Source organism: Thermoflexus sp. (assembly GCF_042408365.1).
Taxonomy (GTDB): Bacteria; Chloroflexota; Anaerolineae; order Thermoflexales; family Thermoflexaceae; genus Thermoflexus.
Genome location: NZ_JBHOQJ010000080.1, coordinates 1 through 12,061 on the forward strand (window position 1 = coordinate 1; position 12,061 = coordinate 12,061).

At 63.8% G+C, this 12,061-nt stretch carries 10 protein-coding genes; all 10 read left to right on the forward strand.

Features of this window, described 5'->3' with window-relative positions; genetic code table 11:
* Positions 1-789: 789 nt before the first annotated feature.
* A complete protein-coding gene (locus tag ACFMO5_RS03400) occupies positions 790-1,644 on the forward strand; it encodes an S-adenosyl-l-methionine hydroxide adenosyltransferase family protein (protein WP_376791356.1) in 855 nt (284 codons plus the stop codon).
* Between the two features lie 310 nt (positions 1,645-1,954).
* Complete coding sequence (gene murA / locus ACFMO5_RS03405; RefSeq protein ID WP_376791357.1) at positions 1,955-3,247, forward strand: UDP-N-acetylglucosamine 1-carboxyvinyltransferase; 1,293 nt, start codon at positions 1,955-1,957, stop codon at positions 3,245-3,247.
* An 86-nt stretch (positions 3,248-3,333) separates the two neighbouring features.
* The gene (locus tag ACFMO5_RS03410) at positions 3,334-3,744 is read left to right on the forward strand and encodes a S1C family serine protease (protein ID WP_376791358.1); all 411 of its coding nucleotides are present in this window, start codon (positions 3,334-3,336) and stop codon (positions 3,742-3,744) included.
* A gap of 485 nt (positions 3,745-4,229) precedes the next feature.
* On the forward strand, positions 4,230-5,801 hold the full coding sequence (locus tag ACFMO5_RS03415) for a penicillin acylase family protein (protein WP_376791359.1): 1,572 nt from the start codon (positions 4,230-4,232) through the stop codon (positions 5,799-5,801).
* Between the two features lie 392 nt (positions 5,802-6,193).
* Positions 6,194-7,501 (forward strand): hydroxymethylglutaryl-CoA reductase, degradative, encoded by a 1,308-nt coding sequence (locus ACFMO5_RS03420; RefSeq protein WP_376791360.1) that lies wholly within the window; start codon positions 6,194-6,196, stop codon positions 7,499-7,501.
* Positions 7,502-7,518: 17 nt separating this feature from the next.
* On the forward strand, positions 7,519-8,223 hold the full coding sequence (locus tag ACFMO5_RS03425) for a DinB family protein (RefSeq protein WP_376791361.1): 705 nt from the start codon (positions 7,519-7,521) through the stop codon (positions 8,221-8,223).
* Between the two features lie 155 nt (positions 8,224-8,378).
* Positions 8,379-9,455, forward strand: a complete 1,077-nt coding sequence (locus tag ACFMO5_RS03430) for a hydroxymethylglutaryl-CoA synthase (protein ID WP_376791362.1) — start codon at positions 8,379-8,381, stop codon at positions 9,453-9,455.
* Between the two features lie 11 nt (positions 9,456-9,466).
* Positions 9,467-10,624, forward strand: coding sequence for a thiolase domain-containing protein (locus ACFMO5_RS03435; protein WP_376791363.1), 1,158 nt, complete (start codon positions 9,467-9,469; stop codon positions 10,622-10,624).
* A gap of 69 nt (positions 10,625-10,693) precedes the next feature.
* Complete coding sequence (locus ACFMO5_RS03440) at positions 10,694-11,131, forward strand: Zn-ribbon domain-containing OB-fold protein (protein ID WP_376791364.1); 438 nt, start codon at positions 10,694-10,696, stop codon at positions 11,129-11,131.
* A 560-nt stretch (positions 11,132-11,691) separates the two neighbouring features.
* Complete coding sequence (locus ACFMO5_RS03445; protein WP_376791365.1) at positions 11,692-12,003, forward strand: type II toxin-antitoxin system Phd/YefM family antitoxin; 312 nt, start codon at positions 11,692-11,694, stop codon at positions 12,001-12,003.
* Positions 12,004-12,061: the final 58 nt, after the last annotated feature.

Sequence of the window (12,061 nt, forward strand, 5' to 3'; positions counted from 1 at the left end):
CCGCCGTCTGGAGCAGCCGCCGCGCCGCCTCCAGCCCGGTCAGCCGGGCCGGCGCCCGCAGCCACCGCTGGTAGGCCGCCTGGACCTTCGCCTGGGCGTACAGGCCCAGCACCAGCGCCGGCAGCGCAAACACGAAGTACAGCGGATCCCACCAAAACCACATCGGCCACCTCCTGACAACGCGTGAATGATTAAGAGGCGCAAGTGTCCTCTTTTTCTTTTTTCTTACTCCCCATCGCTCTCCGAGCTGTGGGGAGGGAAGGCGGAAAGCCTTCTCGGGTTAGAGTCGGCTTCCATGCCGTAACCCAGGTCAATAAAAAAAGACCTTCGGCCGATGCCCCATAGGCATCCAATCAGGATGCGCCGCGACATCAGCTGAAGGTCTCGCTGGGCCAGGGGCTGATCGGGCCGGGGATGACGCGGGAGAACGCACGCCTTCCCGTGCTGACGGCCCGATCATCGGGCGATACACCCGCCAGCTACTCCCCTTCCGGCTGCTTTTAAGCCTACACGGGTGTTGGCGGTTCGTCAAACTTCGCTTTAGAGATATGGGATGGAGGGTGTGGATGGCCCCTCCCCAGAATGTTTCGGGGCCGAAGGCCTCCGAAAAGCCTTCAGTTATATAGCTGATGGACAAAGCACCGCGCCGTCGGGTGGCGGATGGGGCATCCGGAGTAACGTAACGTCCACCTCGGGGGAGGGAACTGCGAGGCTTTCCGGCCATGATATGATGGAAGGGCAGCAGCCCTCTTTCAGATTCCCAAGGAGCTAAGGAATGGGGGATGGGGAATGCGGATTATCACCCTGACCACGGACTTTGGCGATGAAGATGGCTATGTGGGGACGATGAAGGGGGTGATCCTTTCCATCGCCCCTGAGGTCCGGCTTGTGGATCTGAGCCATCACATCCCCCCGCAAGATATCCGGCGCGCGGCCTTCGTGGTAGCGGAGGCGGCGCCCTACTTCCCGTCGGGCACGATCCATGTCGCGGTCGTGGATCCAGGGGTGGGGGGCGGGCGGCGTGCGGTGATCGTTGAGACGGAGCGGGCACTCTTTGTGGGGCCGGATAACGGGCTGTTCAGTCTCATCCTGGACAACCACCCAGAAGCTCGTTGTTATGCGATTGAGAATCCGGACTACCGATTGCCTCAAGTCAGTTACACGTTTCATGGCCGAGACGTCTTCGCTCCCGCTGCCGCGTATCTCGCCCGAGGAGTTCCGCCTTCGGCTTTCGGCCCCCCTGTGTCGGATCCCGTTCGTCTGTCGCCACCCCGTTTAATTCTGGAGGAGGAACGCGTTCTGGGTGAGATCCTTCACGCCGATCGGTTCGGGAACTTGGTGACCAGCATTGGGCGGCTCCAGTGGCAGGGGGCCACGCTGGTCTTACAACCGGCCTTTGGTCCGCTCGCCCGGCGCTTCCCCGTCATTTTCCGGGCCAAGGAGGCGCGGGTGGAGATCAGCGATCGGGTGCTCCATGGGATCGTCCATACCTTCGCCGAAGGGCGCCCCGGGGAGCTGATCGCCTACCCAGGGAGCTCAGGCTTCCTGGAGATCGGCCTGGTGAACGGGTGTGCCGCCGCGGCCTTGGAGGCACGTCGGGGAGACCCGGTGGTGGTGCGGGTGCGCTTGCTCGCGTTAGAGTGATGGGAGGCCACAGCGCAGCTTCTGGAGTAGGAGTTACGTCGTTCGGAGCTTGTGAGAGGAGGCGGAAGAGTCCTGCTCCCAAAAATATCTTTTTATTTATCTTATCCCCTGCCCCACAGCCCCTTAGGCCGTGGGGCAGGGGATAAAGGGGGATGGGGCCATTCGCCCTCTCCGGCGCGTATTCTCAAAACACAAGCGGAAGAAGCACCAACTGTGTAACTCCTAAGGAGCTTGATGCAGGGCTGAGAGCCCTCAATCCTCATTTGAGCAACAAATCGATCTTCAGACCTATCTCGAGGCGAGGAACACAATGGCGCGCGAAGCCTGCTTTGTGATCGAGGGGGGGCGACAGCTTCGGGGGGAGGTGCGGCCGGGCGGCAATAAAAACGCTGCCCTTCCGATGATCGCTGCTACGCTCCTCGCGGACGAGCCTGTGATCCTGCGCAATGTGCCCCGCATTCGGGATGTGCGCACAATGTTGCAACTCCTGAGCGATCTCGGAGCCGCCATCGAGGAGCTGGATTCTCACACCCTGCGTATTGATACCCGCGGGGTGCGCCCCCGCCCATTAAATCCTGAGCTCTGTCGGGATATCCGGGCGAGCATCCTGCTGGCAGGTCCTTTGCTCACCCGCTTTGGCTATGTGGAGATGCCCCCACCGGGCGGAGACGTCATCGGCCGTCGGCGGCTGGACACCCACTTCCTGGCCTTCGAGGCCCTGGGCGCCCGATATGACGTCAACCGGATCTTCCGGATCCAGGCCTCCAGCCGGCTCTGTGGGGCGGACATCTTGCTGGATGAGGCCAGCGTGACGGCGACGGAGAACGCCGTGATGGCGGCCGTCCTGGCCCGGGGCACCACCGTCCTGCGCAATGCGGCCTCCGAGCCCCATGTGCAGGCCCTCTGCCATTTCCTGAATCAGATCGGCGCCTCCATTGAGGGGATCGGCTCGAACACTTTGGTGATCCACGGCGTGGAGCGCTTGGGCGGCGGGGAGTGGGAGATCGAATCGGATCATATTGAGGTGGGGTCTTTCATCGGGCTGGCCGCCCTGGTTGGGGATGGGATCTGGATCCGTCGGGCGGTTCCGCATCACCTGCGTATGGTGCGGCTGGTCTACCGACGTCTGGGGATCCATTTCGAGGTGCATGGGGAAGACATTTATGTGCCGCCGGAGCAACCACTCCAGGTAGTGCCGGATATCGGGGGGCATATCCCGAAGATCGAGGATGCTCCCTGGCCAGGGTTCCCGGCGGATTTGATGAGCATCGCGATTGTGGTAGCCACTCAGGCGACGGGTCCCGTTCTCTTTCACGAGAAGATGTTTGAAAGCCGTCTTTACTTTGTGGACAAATTGATCGCCATGGGCGCCCGTATCGTCCTTTGCGATCCCCATCGCTGCCTGGTCCACGGCCCTTCGCCGCTGCATGGAGAGCGCCTGGAGAGCCCGGATATCCGGGCCGGGATGGCGCTGGTGATCGCAGCCCTCTGCGCCGAGGGGACCAGCGTGATCCGTAACATCGCTCAGATCGATCGCGGGTACGAGGACCTCGATCGGAAGCTGCAGGCCTTGGGCGCGGCCATCGAGCGGGTGGAGCGATAACCTCAAATCACGGCGGCGGCCCCGTGTATGCTCTCACGGGCACCTGCTGAAGGATCTTCCTGAGCCCTTCTTACGGGATGCGAGCCATGAACGGAAATCGGCGCTCTCTCTGGCTGTGGATCACGGCGCTGGTGTGGATTGGCCTGGCCTGTGGGTGTGCCGGTCTGGCGGCCGGCGGCCTGGTCGGCTACCTGATCGGGCGTGGCTCGCTGGGCCCCGCCCCCACGCCCTCCGCCGTGACCCCGTGGTTGGGGATCCGGGTGGCCTACGAAGCCGATGGCGCCCGGATCCTTGAGGTGCTCCCGAACAGCCCGGCGGAGAAAGCCGGCCTACGCTCGGGGGATCGGATTGTTGCCTTCGAAGGCAAGCCGGTCGATCAGGCCCATCCCCTCGCCAACTACCTCCGGAGCCATCGTCCGGGAGATACCGTGCGCCTCACAGTGCTCCGGGATGGGGAGGAACACACGCTTTCGATCACGCTGGGCCGCGCCCCGTGAGCTCCTGTCCGGCGTCGGATAGCGGGGAGGGCCTTTCGCACGCGATTCGGTGGATGGAGGTCCGTTCTTTGTCAGACATGTAAAAACGGGCGCTGAAGCGCCCGTTTTCTTATTGTGAACACCAGTCTCAGGACTCCAGCTTTCTTTGGCATCCAATGGCGGTGGAGACCTTTCACGCGCCGTTCGGTGGATGGGGGCCCCTTCTTAGCCTGACGCTTGTGATGGGCGCTTAAGTCCTTTATGATGAGCAAGGCTTCATTCGTAGTGCTTCCTCCACTCTCGTTTTGAGGATATGGAGTGGAGAGGCCGTCCGCCCTCTCCACCCTTCCTCCTTCTCCCCACTGTCCAAAGAGCTGGGGGGAAGGAGAGAAAACCTTGGGGAGTGGCGACCGTCGAAGGCCGTCCCTGCCCCCAAGGCCCATAAGCCTCAGCTCTGGGATGGGGAGCCCAAGCCCCTTGCCGTCCAAAGCGTCTGGGGTGAGTGCATGAGTCAACGCTTCCGATCCAGAACGCTGCTCTCGCTGCTCCTGATCGGGTTGCTCCTCGGCGGGCTGGCGCTCTGGGGCTGGACTCGGATGGCCCCGCCAGCCTCTCTCACCTTTCATGGGCCGGATGGCCCAGTTGTTTTGCATCGAGTGGGCCCAGCGCAATGGCGGATCGAAGCTGTTTCCCCTCGGGACGAGGCCTTTGCGGAAGGGGTGCTGGATGGGCTGGACGCCGCGCCGCTGTTGATCTTCCGAAGGGCCGCTGCATATGGCAAGCTCGAAGCATTGATCGGGCCAGAGGCCGCGATGGCCGATGCGTGGGTACAGGCCGTGGATCTCCCTGCTCGCGTTCATCAGGTGTGGGGGCAACTGGACGAAGAAACCAGAGCCCGATTGCAAGCGTATGCGGACGGTGTGAACACGGCCTGGCGGATGGGCCCTTTCCTGGTCCGTCGTCTCCCTCAGCCGGATCCCCTTCCCGGGCCATGGCGTCCTTCGGATAGCGTGGCGGTTGCCGTGGGCCTGGCGCTGGCTCACCCCGGCTGGATGGAGGCCGAGATCTCCGCCTCACTCCAGCCTCTCCCCGCGCCGCTTCGGACAGCCCTGGAGGATCCCTTCTGGAACGCAGCGGCGCGAGTGCCCGACGCCCCAATGCGCGAGGCCGCATGGCGCGCCTGGGCGACCATCGGAGCGGCTCCCGAAGCGGGGCTCTTCCGAGGATGTCGGGAGGGCGATGGGTTCCGCCTTCACGCGATGGCGGCTCCGGTTCTTCCCCTTCCGTGGCGCGTGATATGGGTTGGGGAGGAAGCGCGAGTGCGCTGGCCTGGGCTCCCGGGTGCTCCCGCGCGGGCCACTTCATCCGGCGGGCGCTGGTTGAAACCCACGCCGGCCCCGGGGGACCCCCTCCACCCGCTGGGGGAGCTGATCCGGGGGATCGTGAAGGACGAGGCCTTTCGCGCCTTTTGGGAATGGGATACGGCGTCCACATGGCTGCTATGCGCCCCTGCTCGAGCCAGCCACCGTGAAGCGCTTTTGGCCCTGCGGCCAGAGGATTGGCTGCAGCGACGCGTGCATGGGATGTTGGGTCGATGGGATGGTTATCTGGAGGGCAGGAGCCCTTCCGCCCTGGTCTATGCGGTGTGGCGGGAGGAAGTGATTCGCGGCGCGCTTCAAGAGACGTTGGGAGCGAAGGGGGTGGAGCGCCTTCTCACCCGGCGGCCTGCGGAAGTGGTGCTAACAGCCCTCTTGACTCACGGAGAAACGCTTGGGAATCACCCCGAGCGGATCCTGCAGCCAGCCTACCGACGGGCGTTGCGCTGGATCGGGCGGCGTTACGGAGATCTGCACACGATCTGGGAGTGGGGAAAGGCGCACGCGGCCACCCTGCGAGTCTTGGGATGGCCCATCCAGGGGGAGGTGGCAGTGGGCGGGGACGAAGAGGACCTTTGGCCGACGCCCATGGATCCCACGCACCCTTACCGGACCGCGTTCTGGCCTGCGTTCACTCTCCGGAACGGCCCCCCTCTGCATGTCGAAATAGCCCCTGTCTTCTGGGGCTGGCCATGGCCCTAAATAATTACTACGTTGTAGGGTTCCTCGATGGATAAGTTAATTTTTTAAACTTCATTAGCGCCCGTTTCCACGGCCTTAGGGAAGGGGAGTGGACTCTTCCTCTCCGCTCGTGAGGCGCGAACGGCGTAACTCAGAAGATTTTGGAGCCATGGCAGCACATTCCAATGTCTGGCTCAGCTCCCACGATGTTTGATGCCCGTTGGAGCCCAGAGGGTTGCGGGGAAGGGGGCTATGCCCCGCTTCTCTCGCGCCCAGGGCTTGGATCCTATCGCGCCACCGTGATCCCCAAAACTTATGAAGGAACAAACCCGTCCCCTTCCCCACTTTCTAACAAAAGGACGACGGATCCTGAGAGATTTTGATAGCCCGCCTCCCTTAAGATCTGGGATGTCATGTCTGCCTTCACGTCCCGTTATCCCGGCTTCTATCGCCTCCCGCTTGAGGAGCGGGCCCGGTGGGTGGCCGAACAGGTTGGCCTGACCCCCGCGGAGGTCATGTTGTTATCCACGGGGGGATTAACGTTAGAGGAAGCCGATCATTTGGTTGAAAACGTGATCGGCCGGTTTGCTTTGCCCTTCGCGGTGGCTGTGAACTTCCTGGTGAACGGCCGGGAGGTCCTGATCCCAATGGTGATTGAAGAGCCCTCGGTGGTGGCGGCGCTGTCCCACGCGGCCCGGTTGGCCCGGGCGGGCGGAGGGTTCTCCGCGGGCAGCGACGAACCCGTCATGCGGGGGCAGATCCAAGTGGTGGACCTCCCGGATCTCCAGGCGGCGGCCCGGGCGGTGGAGGAGCAGGTGGAGACGATCCGGAGCGTTGCCGAAGCGGCCACGCCTTCCATCGTCGCCCGGGGCGGCGGGTTCCGAGGGTTGGAAGCGGTCCCGTTCCCAGAGACCCCCGTTGGGCCGATGCTGGTTGTTTATATCTTCTACGATGTCCGGGATGCGATGGGGGCCAACGCGGTGAACACGGTCTGCGAGGCGGTGGCTCCCCTGATCGCCAAGATCACGGGCGGCCGGGCGGTTCTGCGCATCCTCTCCAACCTGGCGGACCGTCGGCGGGCTTGGGCGGAAGTCCGGATCCCCCCGGAGGCCCTGGAAACCTCGGAGTTCCCAGGCGATGTGGTGATCCAGGGGATCTTAGAGGCTCAGGCGCTGGCGGAGGTCGATCCCTATCGGGCGGCGACGCATAACAAGGGGATTATGAACGGGATCGATGCGGTGGCCCTGGCCACCGGCAACGACTGGCGGGCGATTGAGGCGGGGGCCCATGCCTATGCCGCTCGGGACGGCCGCTACCGGCCGCTGACCCGGTGGTGGCGGGATGAGCACGGGGCCCTGTGCGGGCGGATCGAGCTGCCGCTCGCGGTGGGGACCGTCGGAGGGACGACCCAGGCCCATCCGTTGGCCCGGGTGGCGTTGAAGATCCTAGGGGTTTCCTCGGCCCGGGAGCTGGCGGAGATCATGGCCGCCGTCGGACTGGCGCAGAACCTGGCCGCCCTACGGGCCCTGGCCACGGAAGGGATCCAGCGGGGGCATATGGCGCTGCACGCCCGCCAGATCGCCATGGCGGCCGGGGCGGTGGGCGAGGAGGTCGATCGGATCGCGGAGCGGCTCGTCGCGGAGCGAAATATCCGCTTGGCTCGTGCCCGGGAGCTGCTCCAGGAACTTCGCCCGCAAAGGCCCGAGGAGCTGCCCTTATAAGCGATGGGGAGCAAAATATGTCCTATCGCGTGGGTCTGGAACGGGGCGCCGAAGGTCGACATATTGCCTGGATCCTGGATTACCCTGGATGCTTCGCCGTTGGGCACACCGAGCGGGATGCCCTCGCCCGAGTCCCGGAGGCGATCCGGGAATACTTCGCCTGGTTGGGCGCCCATGGGATCCCCGCCGCCGGACTCGGGGTTCCCGAGGATTTCCGGGTGGTCGAGATCTTCGATGTCTACACGATCAACGAGCGCTTCGAGCGAGGCGGCCCTTATGAGGTCAACGCTTGGTTTCTGGATGACTGGCGGCCGCTCACCGAAGAGGACGTTGAATTGGGCCTTCAGGTCCTCGCAGCCTCCCGAGCGGATCTTCAGGCGGCGGTGGAGGGCCTGCCGGACCCCGTTTTAGACACGGTGCTACCGGGCCAGCGGTGGTCGATGCGTGGGGTGTTGCGTCATGTGGCTCGGGGTGAGAACTGGTATCTTAGCCGTTTGGGGCGCGAGGTGAAAGATCCCCCGACGGACGTCTGGGCTCACCTAAGCCAGGTGCGAGGCGCGTTGGAACGGGCCCTCCGCGATTGGGTGGGCCAGTCGCTGGTGGTTGGTGTAGATGGAGAATTCTGGTCTCCTCGGAAGGTGCTTCGGCGCGCGGCCTGGCATGAGCGCGATCACGTGGCTCACCTTCATCAACTTCGCCGAGCGTTGGGTTGGGGAGGCTGAGGATTCAGCTTCAGCATCCCTTCTGGGATGCGGAGCGCGTATGGCGGGCAATATGTGGGATGAGCTGGATGCCTTCCGCATCCGGCCTACCCGCTGGGAGTGCACGAGAGGTCACACCACATTCATGGGTTACGACCCGCTTAGGGAGGGTCTCAATGCGTGAGAACGGCCATTCGCTCATGAAACCGGCCCGGCCGGTGGGGATTGTGGGTTATGGGGCCTACGTCCCCCGCTATCGCCTGCCGGGGATAGAGATCTCACGCCTATGGACCGGCGGGGCGGAGCCGCCGCCCGTGAAGGAGAAGGCAGTCCCAGGGCCGGATGAAGATGTGGTGACGATGTCCATCGAAGCGGCTCGGAACGCCCTCGCCCGGGCGGGGATCGCTCCCAACCGCCTGCGGGCCGTGTGGGTGGGCAGTGAATCCCACCCCTATGCGGTGAAGCCCAGTTCCACAATCGTCGCCGAGGCCATCGGCGCGACCCCATTGGTCCAGGCGGGGGATTGGGAGTTCGCCTGCAAGGCCGGCACGGAGGCCATGCAGGCGGCCATCGGCTTGGTGGGCTCCGGGATGGCAGATTATGCGATGGCGATCGGGATGGATACGGCCCAGGGGCGGCCGGGGGATGCGCTGGAATACACCGCCGGGGCAGGAGGAGCCGCCTTCATCATCGGCCCGGCGGAGGAAAGCCTCGCCGTCCTGGAAGGCTCCCTTTCTTATGTCACCGATACACCGGACTTTTGGCGTCGGGCTCATGCCCTTTACCCGGAGCACGGGGGCCGTTTCACCGGAGAACCAGCTTATTTCCACCATATCGTCGAGGCGGCGCGGCGGTTGATGGAGGCCCTGGGAACTCGGCCGGAGGATTATGCGTACGCGGTTTTTCATCAACCGAATGTGAAATTCCCCCAGAAGGTGGCGGAGATGTTGGGATTCCGGCCGGAGCAGATCCGCGCTGGATTGCTGGTGAACGAGATCGGCAATACGTATGCAGGATCCTGTCTGATTGGACTGACGGCCATCTTGGATGAAGCCCGGCCGGGGGCTCGCATCTTGGCCGTCTCCTTCGGATCCGGCGCCGGATCCGATGCGTTCTCCTTTGTAGTAACTGAGGCCATTGAGGAGCGCCGGGATCGGGCGCCCCGGACCCAGGATTACATCGCCCGACGGCGGGTCATCGATTACGCCACATACGCTCGTTACCGGAAGAAGATCGTTCTGGACACCGAGTGAAAGGAGGGAGGATGCGGGAAGTTGCCATCATCGGCGTCGGGCAGACCCCGGTGGGGGAGCATTGGGACAAGGGGCTGCGGGAGCTGGCGCTGGAGGCGTTGGAGGCCGCTCTGCAGGATGCAGGGGTGGAACGCGTGGATGCCCTATATGTGGGGAATATGCTCTCCGGCCAGGTGGAGGCTCAGGAGCACGTGGGAGCGCTAGTGGCCGATTTCGCGGGGATGCACGGGGTGGAGGCTGTCAAGGTGGAAGCCGCATGTGCCTCCGGCGCTGCCGCGCTGCGCATCGGCTACGCCATGGTCGCCGGCGGCTTGGCTGACCTCGTGGCGGTGGTAGGGGTGGAGAAGATGACGGATACCTCCGGGGAGGGCATCACGGCGGCCCTGGCCACGGCAGCGGACGCCGAATACGAGGCCGCCCACGGGATGACCTTCACGGCCCTCAACGCCCTGTTGATGCGCCGTTACATGCACGAATACGGTTACCGGCGGGAGGACTTCGCGCCGTTCTCCATCAACGCCCATCGCAATGCGGTCCACAATCCCTACGCGATGTTGCGCTTCCCGATCACGGCGGAGGCCTTCGCCTCGGCCCGGGTGATCGCCGATCCGATCACCCTGCTGGACGCGTCGCCGGTTTGCGATGGGGCGGCGGCGGTGATCCTGTGCCCAGCAGAGCAAGCCCGGGCGTTCCAAGAGCATCCGGTGCGGATCCGGGCCTCGGCGGTGGCGACCGACACGGTCGCCTTGCATGACCGGCGGGACCCGCTCTGGTTGGAGGCGGTGGCCCTCTCGGCCTATCGGGCTTTTCAACAAGCGGGAGTTCGTCCTGAAGACATCGACTTCTTTGAGCCGCACGATGCGTTCACGATCATGACCGCCCTCTCCTTAGAGGCCAGCGGCTTCGCGCCGCGGGGACGTGGGGTGGCGATGGCCCAAGAGGGGGCGATCTTCCTGGATGGCCGGCTCCCCATCACGACGATGGGGGGCTTGAAGGCGCGCGGACATCCGGTCGGCGCAACCGGGATTTACCAAGTGGTGGAGGCGGTCCTGCAACTGCGCGGACAGGCGGGGCCGAACCAAGTGCCGCATGCCCGCCTGGGGATGACCCAGAACATTGGGGGGACCGGGGCCACGGTGATCACGCATATCCTGGAAGCGATGGTGTAAAGCCATACGCGACACTCAGCCCAAGGGCTTGCCAATCCGAATCCCATCTCTGATTAGAGGAGGCAGCTTATGCATCCAGCACGTGCATGGCGTGGGCGATCACAACGTTATCGTCTGGAGGGGGAACTGTGCGAAGGGTGTGGGGCCCGCCTGTTCCCACCTCGGGATATCTGTCCGGAGTGCCAGCGGCCGGCGCGCACACCCTATCCGCTCTCCGGCCGTGGGGAGGTGTATTCTTACACCGTGGTCTACGAGCCACCGGCCGGGTATGAGGAGCAGGCTCCCTACATTGTGGCGCTCATTAAGCTGGAGGAGGGCCCCCTGGTCTCAGCGATGCTGACAGACGTAGAGCCGGAGGAAGTCTACATCGGGATGCCCGTGGAGATGGTCACCCGTGTCCTGCATCGACAGGGAGAACGCGGGGTGATCGCTTACGGTTATAAGTTCCGGCCGATCCTTCGTCGCGCCGTGATGGCGCCGGTTCAGCCGGCTTCCGTGGCCGCATGAAGCGGAAACCTCCGGGGCAGTGTGAACGATCCCGTGTCGTTCACACTGCCCCGGAGGCCCTCACGCTGAGGACCTGTGGGTGGATGGGAGCACACCCGAAGGCGGTCAGCGGTTCCCCGGTAAAGGAGCGGCCCGCCGGGGGATCATGGCCAGCTGAGCGAGCGGGTTGAACGAGATCCGAAAGCCTGGTGCCACCGTGGTCATCGCCGCGCTGCGGCTCCCCGTGGACTAAGTGGGCTACACCCGATTTGGATGGGGGTCGCCTCCAAGTAGTTCAAGGCTCGCTTGAACACGCCGGCCATATAGGCCTCTGATCGGGCCCGACCTTCCAAGAGAGGTTCGCTCCAGGCGATCCGCTCTAACCGCTCTCCAGCAGGTTGAAGCTAGCTGGATGACCTCCCTCCAATGCAGCTGCTGCTGGTCCTCAAAAGCTCTCAACAGGCGTTTCTCTATCATACCCCGTCCGAGGTCATGCCTTGAGGTCGGTTGGTCTTTTCTTGACATTCCTTTGCCATCGCATACAATTTAATCAAGCAATTAATTAATTGAAAGGAATGGCCATGCCTCGTGTGGTGAGCGCTACCCAGGCTCGCATTCGTTTGGGCGAATTGATGCGTTGGGCCGTAGAAACCCACGAACCGATCCTAGTGGAACGTGACGGTCGGCCTTATGTGGTCATCCTCTCTGTGGAGGCCTACCGCCAATTGGCGGAGGCTCAGGCCCGCCCCCACTGGCAGGAGGTCCTGAACCAAATTCGTGAGTTCCGGGCCTACCTTCGGGCCTGGCGCAGTGGCAAGCCTTTAACTCCGCCAGAGGAAGTCCTTCGACAACTTCGGGAGGAGCGGGATGCCCAGCTTACCGGTCTGTCTTGACGCGAGTTTTCTCCTCCAGCTGCTCCTGGAGGAGACCGTTCCTCAAGCCGAGAGTCTC

Bases quoted from the DNA above. Each gene is read 5' to 3' on its own strand.
- ACFMO5_RS03400 (WP_376791356.1), top strand. From the start codon at position 790: ATGCGGATTATCACCCTGACCACGGACTTTGGCGATGAAGATGGCTAT.
- murA (WP_376791357.1), top strand. From the start codon at position 1,955: ATGGCGCGCGAAGCCTGCTTTGTGATCGAGGGGGGGCGACAGCTTCGG.
- ACFMO5_RS03410 (WP_376791358.1), top strand. From the start codon at position 3,334: ATGAACGGAAATCGGCGCTCTCTCTGGCTGTGGATCACGGCGCTGGTG.
- ACFMO5_RS03415 (WP_376791359.1), top strand. From the start codon at position 4,230: ATGAGTCAACGCTTCCGATCCAGAACGCTGCTCTCGCTGCTCCTGATC.
- ACFMO5_RS03420 (WP_376791360.1), top strand. From the start codon at position 6,194: ATGTCTGCCTTCACGTCCCGTTATCCCGGCTTCTATCGCCTCCCGCTT.
- ACFMO5_RS03425 (WP_376791361.1), top strand. From the start codon at position 7,519: ATGTCCTATCGCGTGGGTCTGGAACGGGGCGCCGAAGGTCGACATATT.
- ACFMO5_RS03430 (WP_376791362.1), top strand. From the start codon at position 8,379: ATGCGTGAGAACGGCCATTCGCTCATGAAACCGGCCCGGCCGGTGGGG.
- ACFMO5_RS03435 (WP_376791363.1), top strand. From the start codon at position 9,467: ATGCGGGAAGTTGCCATCATCGGCGTCGGGCAGACCCCGGTGGGGGAG.
- ACFMO5_RS03440 (WP_376791364.1), top strand. From the start codon at position 10,694: ATGCATCCAGCACGTGCATGGCGTGGGCGATCACAACGTTATCGTCTG.
- ACFMO5_RS03445 (WP_376791365.1), top strand. From the start codon at position 11,692: ATGCCTCGTGTGGTGAGCGCTACCCAGGCTCGCATTCGTTTGGGCGAA.